Below are 18,618 nucleotides of genomic sequence, written 5' to 3'. Positions count from 1 at the left end.
TGCGGGCCGCTTCCGGCACCCGCCGAGCGGGACACGCGTCACAGCGAGCCCCGGTTCCGTAGGCCCATCCCGGAGCCTATCGTCAAGGTCATGTTCGCTGCCTACGCCGCCCGCATCGACCGCGACCACCCCCTCACGGGCCTCGAGTTGGGGGAGCGCCCGGCCCCCGGGCGCACGCCCGGCTGGACGACCGTGAACGTCAAGGCCGCCTCCCTCAACCACCACGACCTCTGGTCCCTGCGGGGCGTCGGCCTCTCCGAGGACAAGCTCCCGATGATCCTCGGCTGCGACGCGGCCGGTGTGGACGAGAACGGCAACGAGGTCGTCCTGCACTCCGTCATCGGCCAGACGGGCCACGGTGTCGGCCCGGACGAGCCCCGCTCGATCCTCACCGAGCGCTACCAGGGCACCTTCGCCGAGCAGGTCTCCGTCCCCACGTGGAACCTGCTGCCGAAGCCCAGGGAGCTCTCCTTCGAGGAGGCCGCCTGCCTGCCCACCGCGTGGCTGACGGCGTACCGCATGCTGTTCACCAACGCGGGGGTCCGCCCCGGCGACTCCGTCCTCGTCCAGGGTGCGGGCGGGGGAGTCGCCACCGCGGCGATCGTGCTGGGCAAGGCGGCCGGTCTGCGGATGTTCGCCACCAGCCGTGACGAGGCCAAGCGCAAGCGGGCTCTGGAACTGGGCGCCGTGGAGGCGCTGGAGTCCGGGGCGCGGCTGCCGCAGCGGGTGGACGCCGTCATCGAGACCGTCGGCGCCGCCACCTGGTCCCACTCCGTCAAGTCCCTGCGTCCCGGGGGCACCGTCGTCATCTCGGGTGCCACCAGCGGTGACCGCCCCTCCCACGCGGAACTCACCCGCATCTTCTTCCTGGAGCTGAAGGTCGTCGGCTCCACCATGGGCTCCAAGGACGAACTGGAGGACCTGCTCTCCTTCTGCGCCGCCACCGGGGTGCGCCCCGTCATCGACGAGGTGCTTCCCCTGGACCGGGCCCGTGAGGGCTTCGAACGGCTGGAGTCCGGCAACCAGTTCGGAAAGATCGTGCTGACCGCGAACTGACCGACACCCACCCTTCCGTCCGCGGCGGGCCCGGAATCTTCCGGGCCCGCCGTTCGTGTGTGCGCCCCGCGACGAGGCCACACCACCCCGCATGTCAACCGGGGTTGACATGCGGGGTGGTGTCAATCTAAGTTGACATCATGACCGAAGCAACGGATCTCGCCGAGCGCGCGGGTGACCGCGATCCGCGGATCGGACTGCGGGCCGTGTCCGCGCTGCGCAGGCTGCTCGAGCAGTTGGAGGCGGTGCAGGTGCGCAGCGCGCGCAACCAGGGGTGGTCGTGGCAGGAGATCGCCGCGGAACTCGGAGTCAGCAGGCAGGCCGTGCACAAGAAGTACGGGAGGCAGTGATGTTCGAGCGGTTCACCAAGGATGCTCGTGCGGTGGTGATCGGGGCGATCGAGCACGCTGAACGGGCGGGTGAGGAACGGGTCGACGAGCCGCATGTGCTGCTCGCCCTTCTCGATCGCGAGGGCAGCCGGGCCGCGTTCGCCCTGGCCGCACTCGGGCTCACCGGGCGGCGCGACGCAGTGGTACGGGACCTTGCCGAGGCGCGCCGTCGTGGCGGACTGTCCCGCGCCGACACGGACGCCCTCGCCGGGCTGGGCGTCGACGTGGCGGAGATCGTCTCCCGGATCGAGGAGGCGCACGGTGAGGGCGTGCTGGCGGCGGGGCGCCAGGGTGGCGGCCGGCGGTCCGGGCGGCGTCCGTTCACCCGCGGTGCCAAGGATCTGCTGACCATGTCTCTGCGCACCGCCCTCGCCCACGACGACCGGCACATCGGCGACGAGCATCTGCTCCTCGCCCTCACCGCTCGCCCCGGCGTCCCCGCCGAGGTCCTCGCCGACCACGGGGTGACGCATGAGTCCGTCGAGCGCGTGCTGTGGGGGAGGGGGGAGACCAAGGCCGGGTGAGCCCCTTGACGTCAGCGCCCGCCCCGTGGAGTCGTAGCGGGACGGGTGACCCGGTCGGCGCGGCCGGATCGCCGCGCCGACCGCCGTCAGCTCTTCCGTGACCGCAGCGTCGCCCCTATATGGGCCGCGGCCGTCGACAGATGGTGGCGCGCGTCGCGGAGCTGTTCCTCCGTCACTCCGTTGTCGCGGGCCGCGTCACGGATGTCGTCGCGGAAGCGGTCCAGCAGGCGGTCGAGGGCGCGGGCCGGATCGCCCGTGAAGTCCTCGTGCGCCCAGGAGGGTTCGTAGGTGCCGGGGAAGTCCTCGGGGGTCTTGGAGTACTCCGGCCGGCTCGCTGTCTTCGGCGCGTCCGCTGTCCCACCCGGGCGTCCGAATCCGTACTCCTTGCCGAACTCGCCGAACTCCTTGGCCAGTTCGGTCAGTCCTTCCCGGACGCCGGTCGGCCAGTCGCCGCGCGTGAAGTGGTCCTGCACCTGCTCCTGGACCCGGCGGGCGATGCGCTGCACTTCCTCCTGGGCCTGGGCGCGCGCCCGCTCCTGTGCCTCCTTGGCCTGGCGGCGGGCCTGCTGGGCGTCCTCGCGGGCCCGCCGGCTCTCGTCCTTGGCGCGCCGGGCCTGTTCCTTCCACTCCTGCTTGACGCGGCGCATCTCCTCCTTGGCGACGCGCCATGCCTCCGTCTCGGACGGGCTGCCGTCCTGGTGTGCCCCCGTGTGCTCCTTGGTCCCCCGCCGGGCCTCGGAGACCGCGGCCCGCATTTCGCGGCGCAGATCGCCCGCCGCCCCCCGCACGTCGGCGCGGATCTCGGCCGCCAGCTCCGCGACCGACTCGCGGATCTCCAGCTCCAGGTCGGCCAGTTCATCGCTGCGGTCGGCCAGTTCGGCGCGGCCCGCGTCCGTGATGGCGTACACCTTTCGGCCGCCTTCGGTGGTGTGCGTGACCAGGCCCTCGGCCTCCAGTTTGGCCAGCCGCGGATAGACGGTGCCGGCGGAGGGTGCGTAGAGCCCCTGGAAGCGCTCCTCCAGCAGCCTTATCACCTCGTATCCGTGGCGCGGGGCCTCGTCGAGGAGCTTCAGCAGGTAGAGGCGCAGTCGTCCATGGGCGAAGACGGGAGGCATGTCAGAGCCCCTTCTGCTCGGTCGGTGCGCCGGTCGTGCCCTGGGGGGAGCGATCGGACGGGGCGGCGGTGTCGCTGCCGGCGGACGCGCCCCGTGGGCCGGGGGCGTCCCATGGTCCGTCCGTCGAGGGCGGGCGGCGGAGCAGGGCGATGGAGCCGGAGACCGTGGTCGCCTTCAGGCGGCCGCTTCCCCCGCCGAGACGGCCCGTGATCTTCTTGGCGCCCCACTGACCGGTCACGCGCAGGTCCTCGAAGGCGTTGGAGACCGTGCCGCTCGCGGTGTTCGCCTCGACCTCGGCGTCCGCCGGGTGGGGGAGCCGGACGGCGATCTCACCCGAGACATTCGTCAGACGGGCGTCGGTGGGGCCGCTCGTGGGGTCGAGGTCCAGGATGATCGAGCCGCTCACGGAGTCGGCCTTGACGAGCGGGCAGGCACCCTCGATGACGGTCAGGTCGCCGGAGACCGAGTTCAGCCGCAGCTCCCCGGCGACCCCCTGGGCCTCCACGCTTCCCGACACCGTCGAGGCCCGGACCGCTCCGGACATGCCGACGAGTGTCGTGTCGCCCGTGACTCCCTTGACGTCCGTGCCGCCGTCGACGCCCGAGACCATGGCGTTGGCCCCGACGACGCCCACCTCCACGCGGGTGGACGCCGGAACGGTCAGGGAGACCACCGCGCTGCGGCGCCAGCCCTTGGAGTCCAGCCACTTGAGGAAGCCCTTCCAGGGAAGGTCGTCGTACGCCACGGTGAGGGCGCCGTCCTTGTGCGTCACCGTCAGCGGGGGGCCCTCGATCTCCGAGACCTCCAGGCGGGCGGAACCTTCGTCGGTGCCCACCACGTTCACCGTTCCGTTGACGATGCGCACATGGAGTGCCGTCACGGGGGCGTCGAAGGTGAGCTTCCTCGGCTCTGCGACGGACCACTCGGACATGGTGCAGACCTCCTCGGCCGTGCGGGCACGGCGCACGCGGCGAACGACACGCCATATCGCGTCTTGTGTCATTCACGATATATCGCGGACCGGGAAAGTCAAGACACCCGTTCTGGGGAATCCCTGGGGGAAACCGGCGAAACGGCCCGACTCGGGCGCGTGTTCAGGCGGTGCTCCCGTCCCGTGCGGGGGCACACCTCCGACGGCGGGTCCTCCTCCGGGGGCGGGCGCACCTCCACGGACGGCACGTATCCAAGGGCGGGCACGCCTTCAAGGGCGGCACCCACCCGAGGACGGGCACTCCCATCCACCGGGGCAGGGCCGAGCTCCACCGAGGCATGACCGAACTCCACCGGACACGTCCGCGCGGGAACGGGACACGTCCGCGCGGGAACGGGGCGAGGGCGGCGCGGGAGCGGCCGATGAGCAGAGGCCCGTGGCCGACGGGCCTCTGCTCATCGAGGTCTGGGCGGCGCGAGCCCGCGACGGCGCGTCCGGCGGCGGTGAGTCCGGCGACAGCGAGCCGGAGACCCGCGTGACGCCGGCGATCGGCGAGGTCGTCGCGCAGGAAGGCGCGGGCGACGCGCCGCCCGGATCCGGACGGCGGGCCCCCGAGCGGGCCGGGCGCGGGACGGGCCGTCCTCGGAGCGGGGCGGCCGGCGGACGGGTCGGCCCGGAACGGGCCGCGGTGTCGGCACCGGTCGGTGCCCCCGGTCGGCGGACGCTACTCGTCTTCCTCGTCGTCCAGGCGTGCGAGCCAGGTCGCCAGCCGTTCCACCGGCACCTCGAAGTCAGGGTTGAGATCGACGAACGTACGAAGCTGCTCGGCGAGCCACTCGAAGGTGATCTCTTCCTCGCCGCGCCGTTTCTCGAGTTCTTCGATGCCGCGGTCGGTGAAGTACATCGGTGGTGCTCCGTCGGTTCGGTAGAGGGGTAGGAGAGGACAAGAAAAGGATAGGCGGGAGTGCGGCGGCCCTGCGGGGCGAGCCGGGCTCTCGCGCGACGACCGCCGTGTCGCTAGCCTGCGCACCGGCAGGCGGGATCACGGGGGCCCGGGGGAACGGGGGATGCCATGGCGGACGAGTCGACGCGGATAGCGCGCATCGAGATGCCGGACGGAACGCCGGTGTGGGCCCGGATATCGGGGGCCGAGGAGCTCGCGGTGCCGCCCGGCGAGCTGTCGTACACGGACACGGGATTCGCCGACCGCGTGGAGGCGCAGGTCGAGAGTCTGCATTCCGTCGTGACCAGCGTGGCGCGTTCGCTTGCCGGACCCCTGCGCGCGGTACGGCCCGACGAGGTCAGTGTCGAGTTCGGGATCGAGCTGACCGCGAAGGCGGGCAAGGTGGTCGGACTGCTGGCCGACGGCGAGGCCAAGGCGGGCATCACGGTCACCCTCACCTGGCAGGGCGGGCCCCCGGCCGCCGATCCGCCCGACGGCGCCTCCGGCCCGGGGACCGGCACGCCGGGGAACGCACCGCCCTCCCCGGCCGCCGGCCCGCGCACGGATGCGTCCGGCGGCGCCCGGGCGCACGGCGGTCCCGCGGCCGCCGGTGCCGGGGGCGGGGCATGACGGACGAGCACGCCCGGGGCGCATCGAGCGGCCTCGATGCGGCCCGCCGTGCGCTGCGTGAACTCGTCATGGCCGCGACCGTGCGCATCCATCGTGCGGGGGTCGGGTATGACATCGACGAGCCGGGCACGTTCCTCGGCAGCGGCTTCTTCGTCGCGCCGAACTGGGTTCTGACCTGCGCGCACGTGGCACGGGCCGGGGAGGGGGACGAGGTGACCGTGGTCTATGAGACGGGTCCGGGGCGCGGCGGCGCCGCGGTCGCCGGGACCGTCGCGGCCACGATCCCGGAGCACGCGGAGGGCGCGCCGCGCGGCAACTGGCCTGCCCCGGACCTCGCGCTCGTCCAACTGCGCGAGCCGGTCGACCACGACTGCGTCTATGTCTCCGAGCGGCCCGCCGCGTACTACGGCGAGGGCCGGGTGCTCTATGCGGGATGGACCGTGATGGACGGTCGACTCCAGGCCCTGGACGGCCCGCTGTCGGTGCAGGGCACCTTGGGCGGGTGGTCCTCCGGCGTGCAGATGCGGCTCGGCCAGAACGATCTTCCGCCGGGTGTCTCCGGCGGGCCGGTCATCGACCCGGTACGCGGCGAGGTCATCGGGGTCCTGAAGTCGCGATCGGACCGCGGAAGCGGCGGCACGTCCACCGGCGTCGAGCAGTTACGGGCGCTGTCCGTCCCCAGGGACGGGATACGCAGCGAGCACGGCGACCTCTACCAGGCCGTCTTCCACGCCCACGACCGTTACCACAGGGACCGGCAGCGGCACCCCGACTCCGACCACCTCACCTGGGCCGATGTGCAGAGCGAGCTCCAGGCGCGGCCCGGGCGCGCGCTCAGCCCCGACGAGCGGATCCAGTTGCTGGGCCGGCTCGCGGATCTGCCGCCCCCGACCAGCACCCGCAGTCTGCTCGACATCCTCGAGTCGCTGCCCGACCTGCCGGGAGCGATCCCCCAGCCGGCTCCGCGCGGCTGGCGCGACGGCCTCGGCGCCCTTTACGAGGGGGCACGCCAGGACGGCGCGCTGGAACTCGTGCTCGACTACGCGATGCAGGTCATGGCCGCCGACCGCCCCTTCGAGTCGCCCGGTACCGGGGAGGCGGAGCAGGCCCTGTGGGAGTGGGTGCGGCAGAGTTCCGAGGGCCTCGGCCTGCGGTACCGCCGCAGCCTGGCGCAGCGGCGCATCGAACTCCTCCGTCCGCGGCGCCGCACGGGCCCGGCCCCGCTGCCCCCGTCCCGCCGCCGGCACGACCCGCCGGAGCTCGTGCCCGGGGCCCGGGACCCCCTGCCGACCGGGCCCGACCCGTCCCCGTACCACGACCCGTCGCGCGGAGGACTCGAGGAGGCGCACGGCTTCGGCCGTGTCCCCCGCCCGTGCGCCCTGCTGGAACTCGTCCAGCGGGGCTGGGAGCCGGACCGCTGCGACTGGCGGATCTCGGTGGCCCGGCCCGACGGCGAGGTGGTACGCCTCGACGAGGCCGAGCGGGTGTCCCTGGAGGCGTTGCCGGGCCCTCTCGCGCACCCCCTCGCGGAGGCGTTCCGCCAGTGCGACCAGCCCGGTCGGCCTGCCGTGCTCCAGGTGGCGCTGCCCCGCACGCTGCTCGGACTGGCCGTGGACACCTGGCAGCTGAGGGCGGCGGACGCGCCGCTCGGCGCCGAACGCCCCGTCGTGGTGCGCTGCGCCGACCGCGACCGGCTGCTCGACGACTACGGGCCGCCCGAGAAGGATCCGGCCGATGCCGAGGAGGAGCGTCGGGAGCGGGAGGCCCGCTGGCGGTGGATCCACGCGCACGACGCCCGGCCCGAACTGCTGGACTGCGACGACGGATTGCGGATACCCGTACCGGCGCTGAGCCGGCTCCGGGGCCTGCCGCACGGCGCGGTGCCGATCCTGTGCCGCTACGGCGACCAGCGGTTCGAGGACGACGGGGTGGCGCTCGCACGCATCGTGCACGGCGGCTTCGGTGTGGCCCTGTGGCGGCGCTGGCGGGGCCAACGGGACGCCGTGTGCGGCGAGTTCCATCGAGGGGCGGGTGACACGGTGGCAGGCGCCGGCGGCGCGGAACGGCTTCCGGAGCTGGTGCACGAGTTGCGGGCGGGGCTGCGTGCGGGCCGTGCGGAGACGTACTGGGCCGACGGCATCGCGCTGCTCTACGACGATCCGCATCGGCCGCTGCCGGGAAGCGACGACCTGCTGGAGGCACCGTGAAGCGCCCGCGCCGAAGGCCGTACCGCGCCCTTACCAGGGCTCCTGCGGATCGATACGGTGAATCAGGTTCGACGGCTGCCGTGGACGAGTGACGACGAGGACCGGATCATGACCGAATCCAGTGAGTGGCTCATCTACCGGGGTGCCGGAGAACCGCACGACGGGATCGAGAGGCTGCCCGCACCTCCGCCGTGGCGGGACTTCACGGGCCGCGAGGCGGCTTCGGAGAACGGCGGCGACGGGTCCGAGGACCGCAGGCTCGGGGCGCACCGGCACCTGGCAGAACTGCACCGGCCCGGTGCCGAGGAACTGGAGATGATCAATGCGGCGCTGTATCTGCGCCGCCCTCTGCTCGTCACCGGCAGCCCGGGGGCGGGCAAGAGCACCCTGGCGCACTCCGTCGCCTACGAGCTGGGCCTCGGCAACGTCCTGCGCTGGTCCATCGTCAGCCGCTCCACGCTCCAGGACGGCCTCTACCACTACGACGCCATCGCCCGGCTCCAGGACGTGCAGATCGCGGCACAGGGCGGATTCGGTTCCGCGGCGGGTTCGCCCGGGGCCGTGGAGAGCATCGGCAGCTATGTCCGTCTCGGGCCGCTCGGCACCGCCCTGCTGCCCTCCGACGTGCCGCGTGTGCTGCTGATCGACGAGCTGGACAAGAGCGACATCGATCTGCCCAACGACCTGCTCAACGTGCTGGAGGAAGGGGAGTTCGCCATCCCCGAACTGGAGCGCATCGCGGACCGGTTGCCCGGCGGTGAGGCCGAGGTGCTCACCGCCGACGGCACCAAGGTGCGGGTGCGCGACGGAAGGGTCCGCTGCCGTGCGTTCCCCTTCGTGGTCCTGACCAGCAACGGGGAGCGCGACTTCCCGGCTCCGCTGATGCGCCGGTGCATCCATCTGCAGCTCGGCCGGCCCGACCACAAAAGGCTCGCGACGTTCGTACGCGCCCATCTGGGCGACGAGGCGGCCCGCGCGGGCGACGACCTGATCACCCGTTTCCTGGAGCGGTCGCGCAGCGAACTCGTCGCGGCCGACCAGTTGCTGAACGCGATCTACCTCACCGACGCGGCCGCCCCGCCGAGCCGTGACCGCCTGGCCGACCTGCTCATCCAGCGACTCGACCGGCCGAGGTGACGCCGATGCCCGACGCGACGGCGCGCCACGGTCCCGTCCGCCCCGGCGAAGGTCCCGGCGGCGGGGGCCCCGTCACGCCCGCCCGTGATCCGATCGCCGAACTCGTGGCCGGGCTGCGGGACGCGGGACTTGATCCCGACGGCGAGCAACTGTGCGATGTCCTGTGGCTGGCGCGCTGGGCGCGCCCGGCGGGGTCCGGTGAGGCCGTGTCCCCGCCGCCGGACCGCTCCGGGCCGCGAGAGGCCGGGCGCGGCGAGCGGCAGCCGGGCGCCGTGCCGGTCACCGACGCGGCCTCCGCGGACCCGGCACCTCCCGGGCCGTTGCCGCACGAGCCGGAGGGCGACCGGCGCGTCGCGCTGTACACGGTTCCCCAGCACGGCGGGGAGCGCTTACGGGGACGAGGGCGGGCCGCGGCGCTGCCCGTGGGCGTTCCCGTGGCGCCCGTGTTTCCCGCCCCGCTCGAACTCCAGCGCGCATTGCGCCCGTTGCAGGGCTACCGCAGTGCCGCCCCGCCCCGGCGGTCCGTGCTCGACGAGACGGCCACGGCGGAGCGGAGCGCCCGGGCCGGTGGTCTGGTGCTCCCGGTCTTCCGGGCGGTGACCCGGGCCGACGCACGACTCCAGCTGGTGATGGACGCCTCGTCGTCGATGCGGGTCTGGGACCGGATGTTCGCCGAACTGGAGCAGGTCTTCGGCCGGCTGGGGGCCTTCTGGGACATCCAGGTCAGCCATCTGCACGAGGGCCCCGACGGCGAGCCCGCGGTGAGCCGCAGTCCCGATCCGCACGCCGCGCCGCTGCACTCGGCCGACCGGCTGAGCGATCCGACGGGACGCCGCATCACACTGCTGGTCAGCGACTGCGCGGGACCGCTGTGGCGCAGCGGCCACGCCCACCGGCTGCTGCACCAGCTGTCCCGGCAGGCCCCGGTCGCGGTGCTCCAGCCGCTGCCGCAACGCATGTGGAACCGCACCCGGCTGCCCGTCACCTACGGCGAGTTGACCCGCGGCGAGACACTGGGCGGCGCCACCGCGCTGCGCGTCCGCACCCCCGCGGGCCTGTCGCCCGAGGCCCGGCGGGGTGCCCTCCCGGTGCCGGTGCTGCCGCCCGAGCCGGTGGCACTCGGCGCCTGGGCGAGACTGCTGTCCGGGGCGGGCGCGGGTCCGGTGGCCGGCGCCGTCGGCTGGGTGCGCGCCGATCAGCCCGCGGCACCCGCGGCCCGCCCGGGCCGCCGTCCCTCCGCGCTGGAACTGGTCAGCCGCTTCCGCTCCACCGCGTCCCCGGCCGCGGGCCGGCTCGCCGTCTACCTCGCCGCGGCACCGCTGTGCCTGCCGGTGATGCAGTTGGTGCAGCGGACCATGCTGCCCGACTCCGGGCCGTCCGAACTGGCCGAGGTCCTGCTCAGCGGGCTGCTCTCGCGTGCCAAGGAGGACTACGGCGGCGACGGCGCCCAGTGGTACGAGTTCGCGCCCGGAGTGCAGGAGTCGCTGCTGTCGCCGCTCGGCCGGGACGAGGCCATGCTGGTGCTCAAGCACTGCTCCGAGTACATCGAGCAGCGCTTCGGCAAGGGCGGTCCCAACTTCCCGGCCCTCGCCCTCGCGCAACTGGGCGACGGCGGCACGGGCCGCCCCTACGCGGCCGGTACCGCCTACCCGGAGGAGAACGGGGACAACGGCGGCGCGACCCTCGTGCCCCAGCCCTTCGCCGAGGTGGCCGCCCGTGTCCTGGAGCGCTTCATGCCGCTGCCGAGCGATCTGGCCCTCTACGGCAGGCGGGGCGGCCCGGGCCAGGCCGCGGAACGTCCGACGCACTCGGCGGTCGTCCGCGCCCGGGCGCTGGTCGGGCAGTTCGACCAGGAGGGCATGGTGCAGGACCTCATCGACGCCGTGCAGCTGCTGAGAGGGGCCACGGAGCACGAGCCGAGCATCGGCACCGACCCCGAACTGTGGGCCGAGTACGCACACTGCGCGCTGCGACTGTGGGAGGTGCTGGGCGGGGCCGAACTGCTGCGCGAGGCGGAGACGGCCGCGGAGCGAGCGGTGAGCCATCCCCGCGCCCTGCGTGAACGGGCCGTGCTCGCCCGGGTGCTGCGGGCCGCCGCCACCGACCGCAGGCGCCGCGGTGACGCGCACGGCGCAGTCGAACTCCTGCGCCGCGCGGACCGGGAGTACGCCGTGGCCTGCGCGGCGCCCGAGCTGGACGAGAAGGAGGCGCTCAGGCTCACCCTGGAGCGCGTCGGCGGACTGGAGTCGCAGTGGCGGCTCGGCGGTGACAGCGCTCTGCTGCAGGGTGCGGTGGGCATGCTCGAGGCGTTCGCGGACGCCTGGCCCGACCGCCGCCGCCGGCCGCCCGAACTGCCGCTCGCCCACGGCCGGGTCCTGCTGCACCTGTCGGGTGCCACCACCGACCCCGAGCAGGCCCGCCTCTACGCCGAACAGGGCGCGCAGTCGCTGCGCAGCGCACTGGACAACGTTCCCGAGGCCGACGGCGGGTCCGCGCAGAGCCCGCGTGACCGGGTCCGCGTCCTGCTCGACCTGGTGGACGCACTGCTCAGGTCGGGCGGCGACCTGGACGACGCCCAGGCACGCGTCGACGAGGCGCTGGGCCTCACCCGGGAGCAGGGCCTGCGCGCCTCCCTCCTGGTGCGCGGCGGACGCATCAGGGACGCCCGCTACGCCGAGACCGGCGACCCGCGTGAACTCCTGCGGGCCGCGGACCACTTCGCCCAGGCGGCCCAGCGCATGCCGCGGGACGCGCCCACGCATGCCGACGTGCTCGCCGAGTGGGGCGAGGTCCTGTTGCGCCGGGCGGCGCTGGAGACCGGTTCCCGGTCCCTGGAGCCGCTGTCCCGGGCGATCCGGGTGCTGCGGGACTGCCGCGCGGAGACCCCGGCGGGCAGTCCGCAGCTCGGGCACCGCCTGCTGCTGCTGGGCCGGGCGCTGATGCTCCGCTACCGGGCCCGCGGTGATCGGGTCGATCTGCGCGAGGCCGAGCACCTCTTCGGGCTCGCGGCGGCGGAGGCGGACGATCCGCTGCTGGCCGCCCGCTGCTGGCTGGAGGCGGGTCAGGTGCAGTTCGAGGCGTACCTGAGCCTTGGGCGTCCCGCGCGGCTGGACGAGGCCGTCGACGCGTTCCGGGCGGCCTCGGACGCGGCCAGGGCGGCGGAGGGGGACGCGGAAACGGACCGCCGGCGTCATGAGGCCGTCGAACTGGGGGCGCAGGCACGGCACTGGCGGGGTATGTCCTACGAGGCGGCCGCTCGTCCGCGCGCGGCCCGTGAGGCGTACCGGGCCGCTCGGGCGGAGTGGTCGAGGCTGCCGGAGGACCACGTGGGTTCGGGCGAACCGACGGCACGGCAGACCGCCCAGCGTCTGGCGGAGTTGGAGTGAGCGGGACGAGCGGAGAGGGACGGGCCATGGAGGCGAGGGACGAGGCGGCAGCCGAGGTGCCGGGAGCGGGAGCGCCGACGGCACCGGTGCCGGAGCCGCTGCCGGATCTGCTGGAGCTGGACCTGGACGAGCTGAGGACGCTTCGCCATCCGGTGCTGAGCGAGGTGCTGGACGAACTGCGGGAGCGGGGGGCGCAGCCCAGCGAGATGCTGTGGGGGTTCAACAACGCGTTTTGAGGGGCGGAACCGTGGCAACCATCAGAAGCGTTTGTCAAATACGGCCATGACCCATCAGTTTCGGTCGAGTTCCATTGCTGATCGGTCAACTCCCGGCGCCAGGTGTTTGACCCCACCCGCGTACAGGCATGTGCTCCGACACGGGTAGGGGGCCGTGCCGCGGTGGAGGTACCGCCGGAGCGCGAGCCGTACGGCATGGGGGTGCTGGTGTGTCGCCGGATGCCGGAACTCTTCGGGCACGTGTGCCCTTCCGGCAGTTCATCGTGAAGGTCCACGGCCGCTGCAACCTCGCCTGCCGCTACTGCTACCTGTACGAGGGACCCGACCGCACCTGGCGCGACCGCCCGGCCGCCGCGGCACCCGAGGTCCTGGACCGCACCGCGCACCGCATCGCCGAGCACGCCCGCGCCCACGGCCTGACGGCGGTCTCACTGGTCCTGCACGGCGGTGAACCGCTGCTCGCGGGTGCCGAGACCCTGGTCCGCTTCACCGACCTCGTACGAAGCCGCGTCCCGGCCGGCTGCACCGTCCACCCCGTCGTGCAGACCAACGCCACCCTCCTGACCGAGCGACGGGCGGCCGCCCTCGCCCGGAGCGGCATCCGCATCGGTATCAGCCTCGACGGGGGCCTCGCGGCCCACAACGCGCTGCGTGTCGACCACTCGGGCCGCCCTTCGTGGCCCGCCGCCTCGCGCGGCGCCCGCCTGGTCGCCGACCGGTTCCCGCACGCGTACGCCGGCATCCTCACGGTGGTGGACCCGGCGCTGGACCCGGTCCAGACGTACGAGTCCCTGCTCGCCCTGCGCCCGCCGGCCCTGGACCTGCTGCTGCCGCACGGCAACTGGTCCACCCCGCCGCCGTACCCGGATGGCTCACGCGCGCCCTACGGGGACTGGCTGTGCACCGTCTTCGACCGCTGGTGGGGCGCCGGGCGACGGGAGACCCGGGTGCGGCTCTTCGAGGAGTGCCTGGCACTGCTGCTGGGGCTGCCGGCCGCCACGGAGTCCCTCGGCCTCGCACCGTTCGATGCGGTGGTGGTGGAGACGGACGGATCCATCGAGCAGGTGGACTCGCTGAAGTCGGCGTACGAGGGCGCGGCGCGAACCGGTCTGGACGTCTTCCGCCACGATTTCGAGGAGGCGCTGCGCCATCCCGGCGTGGCGGCCCGGCAGGCGGGCGCGGCCGCACTCGCGGCGCAGTGCCGGGCCTGCCCCCTGCTCACCGTCTGCGGCGGCGGCCACTACGCCCACCGCTACCGAGCCGGCAACGGCTTCGCCAACCCGTCCGTGTACTGCGCCGACCTGCAGCGATTCATTCGCCATGTGGCGGGGCGGCTCCTCGACACGGCACCGGCACCCCGGGCGTCCGTCCCCGCCGTCCCATGCGAAGGGAGCACCCCGTGATCCTCCCGGAGGTCTCCGACCAGGCCCTTGCCGAACTCGGCCGCACCGAGGGCGGCCCCGACACGCTCGCACATCTGGTCCGCGACCAGGACACCCGGCGACTGCTGGTGCTGCGTGCGGTGCTCGACGCCGTGGACGGCGCCGACGAGGCGGTCTGCCCGACCGCGATGCGGGCACGGGTGCGTGCAGACTGGGCACTGCTGGTGGAGTCGGACCGGGTGGGTCAGGCAGGAAACGGGCAGCGGACGGCCGCCGGGAGCGGAGTGAAACATCCCCCGGGCCCGGCGAGACCTCCGCACGACTCGGCCGGCCTTCCCCGCTCGCCGGCCCGGGACCGGCTTCTGTACCCGCTCCTCGGCCCCTGGGCCAAGCGCTGCCTGAGCGGTCTGAACGCGCAGAGCGGTGCCTCGGCCCAGGAGCGCGCGTGGGAGCTGGCGCGGGACCTGGCCCACTTCAGCACCGTCGCCGCCGCGGCCGCGGCGCGCGCCGGTCTCTCCTTCGCCGTACGGCTGACGGCCCGGAACGGGGTCCTCACGCTGCCGTCGCTCGGGGCGCTGCACACGGTGGAAGGGGGCGACACGGTGGTGGACGTCCTGTGCAGGGACGGACGCCTGACCGTACGTCAGTCCGGTGCCACGGACATCGTGGTGTACCCCGAGACGGGGGTCGGCGCGTGGTCGGGGTCACGCGCGTGGACGCCTGCGTATGCGTTGCCGGGGCTGGTGGAGGGTGCCGGGGTCATGCCGTTGGATGATCTCGACCTGTACCGCGCGGTGCAGAACGGACCGCGCCACCAGGAGCTGAGCGGTCCGACGACACTGACCGACGCCGAGCGCAAGCAGTGGGTGCAGGCGTGGGCGGGAACGGCCGAGGCCCTGCGGCTCGGAGGAGATCAGCGGGTCGCGGAAGCCGTCGTGCTGCTGCGGTGCCTCGTCCCACTGGCGATGCCACCGGCGTCGCCCCCCGGCAGCGACCAGGGAAGTTGCAGTGCCACCAGACGTGAGGCGTTCGGGGCCGTGCTGAGCAGCATCCCGCCGACTCCGTCGACCTTTGCCGCCACCCTGGTCCATGAGTTGCAGCACGCCAAACTCGCCGCCGTGAGCGAGATGGTGACCTTGCATCACGCGGGTCCGGACGAGCGGTATTTTGCGCCCTGGCGACCGGACGCCCGCCCGTACGACGGTCTGCTTCAGGGCACTTACTCCCACTTGGCGCTCGCCGACTACTTCCGGCGTTGTGCAGAGAGCGCTCCCGGAAGGGTCGACAGGGAGACGTCGTGGGGCCTGTACGCGCGTTACCGGGAACAGGTGGCCGCGGCCCTTCCGTCACTGGTCGCGTCGCCTCATCTCACCCGCTGCGGGCGGCGGTTCGTGGACGAGATGGTCGTGGCGTACGAGCGCCTGTCCGAGTGCCCCGCTCCGCGCGGTCATGCGGCACGAGCGGCCGCCTATGTGCGAGCTGCACGCACGCTGTGGCAGCAGAGGCACGAACGCGTCGCACGGGATGGATCTGATGCGCCGGACGCATGAATTACGTTGCCGGAAGGGGTGATGATCGCTGCGCTTGCGGGAAGGGATGCCCACCGCGGAGCGCGAGTACGACGTGAATCCGTTTGTGCCTATGCGGCGCCGCACCCAGGTCCTACTATGACGCACGGGGAGGCCGCTGCATGTCTGGAGCTCGTACGGTCACGATCAGCTTCGCCGGGTTCAACCGGGCCTGGGCGGCCTGGATCGGTGACCGACTCGAGCGTCGCGGTTTCCGCGTCGTCTATCTGCGCTGGGACTCCCCGGCCGAGATCCCCCTCGAGGACTGCCTGCGCGACCTGAAGCTCGCCGAGGGCCGCATCCTCGTCGTCGTCAGCGAGTGGTACTTCCAGCTGGGCCCACGCACCTACGAGGAGTGGAACGCGGCCCTCCGGACCGTGGTGGCCCCCGACCCTTCCCGGTTCGCGGCCGTCTCGGTCACCACGAGCCCCGTGCCCACGGCCGCCGCCGTACTCGCCGCAGCCGACCTGACCAACATGGGTCCCGACGAGGCGGAGCGTCGCCTGCTGGACCGTCTGGACGTCTCTGCCGATCCGCTGCCCGACTCGGCGAACGGCGCCCGGCGCGGGCCGCGCTTCCCCGCGGCCATGCCCGAGATCTGGGGTGGTGTCCCCCGGCGCAACACGCGCTTCACCGGCCGGGAGTCGCTGCTCAACGACGCCTACCACCTGTTGCAGAGCGCCGATGCCGGCGCGGGTGTGGTGGCGCTGCACGGCATGTCGGGCGTGGGGAAGACCCAGCTCGCCGCCGAGTACGTGTACCGGTTCGGCTCCGAGTACGACGTGGTGTGGTGGGTCAACGCGGAGAAGAGAGTCAGCTACCGCCGCTATCTCGCCGAACTGGCCCCGAAGCTGGGCCTCGCCACGGGTCAGGAGTACGGCGAGCGTCTGCGGGCCGTCCGCGACTCGTTGCGGCGAGGCGATCCGTACGCCCGCTGGTTGCTGGTCCTGGACGGCGCGGACGAGCCGGACCAGATCTGGGACCTCGTGCCGACCGGCCCGGGACATGTGCTGATCACTACACGCAACCCGGAGTGGACCGAGCACAACAGCAGGCTGCTGGAGGTGCCCGTGTACGAGCGCTACGAGTCCGTGGCGTTCATCCGCCGTCGCGCGCCGCGACTCAGCGAGGCCGATGCAGACCAGCTCGCCGAGGCGCTGGAGGACCTCCCGCTCCTGCTGGACCAGACGGCCGGCTGGCTCAACGACTCCGATCTGTCGGTCGACGACTACATCGCCCTCTTGGAGGGCGGCATCGACCAGGACGTGGTCAAGGTGTCCGCGGACTTCCCGCTCGCCTTCCAGACGGCGTGGTCGATACTGCTGAACAAGCTGCGGGAGACGGTCCCGGAGTCCGTGGATCTGCTCCGCCTGTGCACGTTCTTCGCACCCGGCTTCATCCCCGTACGTCTCCTCAAGGAGATGCCGCACGACGAACTCCCCGAACAGGTGGCCGGGCTGCTCAACGACCCGCTCCTGTGGAACAAGGCAATCAACCAACTGCGCCAGTACTCTGTGGTCCGCCTGGAGTCCCACGACACGACCTCCGACGACGCGGCGGCTTCCGGTGAGTCGCTGTATCTGCACCGCATGGTGCACCAGATCGTCGGCAAGGACATGCCGGCGGAGGACCACAAGGAGTTCATCGAGGTGGTACGCCAGGCGCTGGCTTCAGCGGATCCCCGCCGGCCGACGGACCCGGAGCTGTGGCCGGTGTACGCGGAGATCGTCCCGCACCTGAAGTACGCGGACGTGCTCAACAGCACCGACCCCAACATTCAGCGTCTGGTCTTCAACTGCCTTCGCTACATGTTCTTCTCGGGCGAGTACGCCGCGGGCATCAAACTCGGGGAGCGGGCCCTGGAGGCCTGGCGCTCCCTGCTGGGGGAGACGCACCCACGGATCTGGGAACTGACCTATCACTACGCCAACCTGCTGCGCAGCGTCGGTGAATACGGTCGCACGGAAGCGATCGAGCGCATCGCGGTCGAGCATCTGCGCGAGGAGCGCGGGCCGCAGGACCTGGACCACCTCCGTGCGGCGGGCGGCCTCGGCGCCGACCTGCGCGGCCTGGGGCGCTACGACGAGGCACTCGAACTGTCCCAGTGGCTTCTGACCGCGTACCGCGAGCTGCTGGGCGAGCAGGACTCCCGCACCCTCAACGCTCAGAACAACGTCGCTGTCACACTCGTCCTGCTCGGTCGTTTCGAAGAGGCCCTGGAGGTGGACCGCCGGACGATGGAAGCACGGCGGGCGCTGCTGAGGGCCCGGCATCCGTGGACCCTCTATTCGGAGACGTCCTACGCCCTCGACCTTCGCCTCCTGGGCCGCTACGCGGACGCCGAGTCGGTGCAGGCGAAGAACGTGCGTGAGCTGCTCCTGGTGCTGGGCGAGAACAACCCCTACACGTTGAAGGGCCGGCACAACCTCGCCTTCTGCCACTACCGCAGTGGGGACCACGAGCCGGCGGGGAGGCTCTTCGCCGATGTGCTGGAGCGGTCGGAGCGCGTGCTGGGCGAGACGAACCCGGACACGCTCCGCTACGCCACGAGTCAGAGCTGCTTCATCCGCGAACACGGCGACATCGACCAGGCCCGCGAACTCAGCGAGACCACCGTCGCCCGCTACGAGGTGATGCTCGCCGAAGGCCATCCCTTCGTCGTGGGAGCCCGCGCCAACCACGCTCTCGTCCTGCGCAGTGTGGGGGAGCGGGACCACGCCTACACCCTCGGCGAGCAGGCGTGGACGGACATGACCGCGGCCGTGGGGGAGAGCCATCCCTGGACCCTTGGCTGCGCCATCAACGCCTCGGCCCTGCGCAGCCTTGTCGGGGACCCCGAGGCGGCGGCCGAACTGAGCAAGGCGACCGCCGCCCGGGCCACGGAGGTGCTCGGCCGGACACATCCGCTGACCCTCTCCGCCCGTATCGCCCAGGCGGCCGATCTCCGTTCGCTGCGCGACCGCCAGCAGGCCGAGAAGCTGGAGCAGGAAGCGTTGTCGGACCTGGTCGCGACGCTCGGCCCGCAGCACGTCCACACCGTCTCGGCCCGTAGGCGCAACCGCCCGTTCTGGGATTTCGAACCGCAGATCACCTGAATCCGGTGCACCCTCCGGT

General features: G+C 72.7%; 14 protein-coding genes. 11 read left to right on the top strand and 3 right to left on the bottom strand.

Annotation, left to right across the window (positions count from 1 at the left end; translation table 11 throughout):
- Positions 1-90 precede the first annotated feature (90 nt).
- The 3 genes from ACSHXN_RS14905 (at position 91) to ACSHXN_RS14895 (ending at position 1,969) form a co-directional block, all read left to right on the top strand.
- Positions 91-1,056 carry a zinc-binding dehydrogenase gene (locus ACSHXN_RS14905; protein ID WP_356106843.1) on the top strand — a complete coding sequence of 322 codons (966 nt, stop codon included), beginning with the start codon at positions 91-93 and terminating at the stop codon, positions 1,054-1,056.
- A 140-nt stretch (positions 1,057-1,196) separates the two neighbouring features.
- Positions 1,197-1,406, top strand: a complete 210-nt coding sequence (locus ACSHXN_RS14900; protein WP_010984411.1) for a helix-turn-helix domain-containing protein — start codon at positions 1,197-1,199, stop codon at positions 1,404-1,406.
- Positions 1,406-1,969 (top strand): Clp protease N-terminal domain-containing protein, encoded by a 564-nt coding sequence (locus ACSHXN_RS14895; RefSeq protein WP_355133349.1) that lies wholly within the window; start codon positions 1,406-1,408, stop codon positions 1,967-1,969. The genes ACSHXN_RS14900 and ACSHXN_RS14895 overlap by 1 nt, the downstream gene beginning before the upstream one ends.
- Before the next feature lie 86 nt (positions 1,970-2,055).
- Here ACSHXN_RS14895 and ACSHXN_RS14890 read toward each other — a convergent pair whose 3' ends face one another.
- From ACSHXN_RS14890 to ACSHXN_RS14880, 3 genes are all read right to left on the bottom strand, one after another.
- A complete protein-coding gene (locus tag ACSHXN_RS14890) occupies positions 2,056-3,084 on the bottom strand; it encodes a helix-turn-helix transcriptional regulator (RefSeq protein WP_355133351.1) in 1,029 nt (342 codons plus the stop codon).
- Position 3,085: 1 nt separating this feature from the next.
- A complete protein-coding gene (locus tag ACSHXN_RS14885; protein WP_355133352.1) occupies positions 3,086-4,015 on the bottom strand; it encodes a DUF4097 family beta strand repeat-containing protein in 930 nt (309 codons plus the stop codon).
- Positions 4,016-4,739: 724 nt separating this feature from the next.
- Positions 4,740-4,919 (bottom strand): DUF6104 family protein, encoded by a 180-nt coding sequence (locus tag ACSHXN_RS14880; protein WP_200419274.1) that lies wholly within the window; start codon positions 4,917-4,919, stop codon positions 4,740-4,742.
- 168 nt (positions 4,920-5,087) lie between these two features.
- Between ACSHXN_RS14880 and ACSHXN_RS14875 the strand changes: the two genes are divergently transcribed.
- The 8 genes from ACSHXN_RS14875 (at position 5,088) to fxsT (ending at position 18,599) form a co-directional block, all read left to right on the top strand.
- Positions 5,088-5,588: a CU044_2847 family protein gene (locus ACSHXN_RS14875; RefSeq protein WP_355133354.1), complete on the top strand. Its 501-nt coding sequence runs from the start codon at positions 5,088-5,090 to the stop codon at positions 5,586-5,588.
- On the top strand, positions 5,585-7,795 hold the full coding sequence (locus tag ACSHXN_RS14870) for a trypsin-like peptidase domain-containing protein (RefSeq protein ID WP_355133356.1): 2,211 nt from the start codon (positions 5,585-5,587) through the stop codon (positions 7,793-7,795). The genes ACSHXN_RS14875 and ACSHXN_RS14870 overlap by 4 nt, the downstream gene beginning before the upstream one ends.
- 108 nt (positions 7,796-7,903) lie before the next feature.
- On the top strand, positions 7,904-8,932 hold the full coding sequence (locus ACSHXN_RS14865; protein WP_355133358.1) for an AAA family ATPase: 1,029 nt from the start codon (positions 7,904-7,906) through the stop codon (positions 8,930-8,932).
- A 5-nt stretch (positions 8,933-8,937) separates the two neighbouring features.
- Positions 8,938-12,318 (top strand): SAV_2336 N-terminal domain-related protein, encoded by a 3,381-nt coding sequence (locus ACSHXN_RS14860; RefSeq protein WP_355133360.1) that lies wholly within the window; start codon positions 8,938-8,940, stop codon positions 12,316-12,318.
- A 26-nt stretch (positions 12,319-12,344) separates the two neighbouring features.
- Positions 12,345-12,554 carry an FxSxx-COOH cyclophane-containing RiPP peptide gene (fxsA, locus tag ACSHXN_RS14855; protein ID WP_355133362.1) on the top strand — a complete coding sequence of 70 codons (210 nt, stop codon included), beginning with the start codon at positions 12,345-12,347 and terminating at the stop codon, positions 12,552-12,554.
- Positions 12,555-12,796: 242 nt separating this feature from the next.
- Positions 12,797-13,957: an FxsB family cyclophane-forming radical SAM/SPASM peptide maturase gene (locus tag ACSHXN_RS14850; protein WP_356293684.1), complete on the top strand. Its 1,161-nt coding sequence runs from the start codon at positions 12,797-12,799 to the stop codon at positions 13,955-13,957.
- Positions 13,957-15,486 (top strand): aKG-HExxH-type peptide beta-hydroxylase, encoded by a 1,530-nt coding sequence (locus ACSHXN_RS14845; RefSeq protein WP_356107072.1) that lies wholly within the window; start codon positions 13,957-13,959, stop codon positions 15,484-15,486. The genes ACSHXN_RS14850 and ACSHXN_RS14845 overlap by 1 nt, the downstream gene beginning before the upstream one ends.
- Before the next feature lie 140 nt (positions 15,487-15,626).
- The gene (fxsT, locus tag ACSHXN_RS14840; protein ID WP_355133366.1) at positions 15,627-18,599 is read left to right on the top strand and encodes an FxSxx-COOH system tetratricopeptide repeat protein; all 2,973 of its coding nucleotides are present in this window, start codon (positions 15,627-15,629) and stop codon (positions 18,597-18,599) included.
- The last annotated feature ends 19 nt before the right edge of the window (positions 18,600-18,618 follow it).

This window comes from Streptomyces sp. HUAS TT11, from assembly GCF_051553595.1.
Classification (GTDB): domain Bacteria; phylum Actinomycetota; class Actinomycetes; order Streptomycetales; family Streptomycetaceae; genus Streptomyces.
This window is presented reverse-complemented; position numbering and strand designations above follow the sequence as displayed.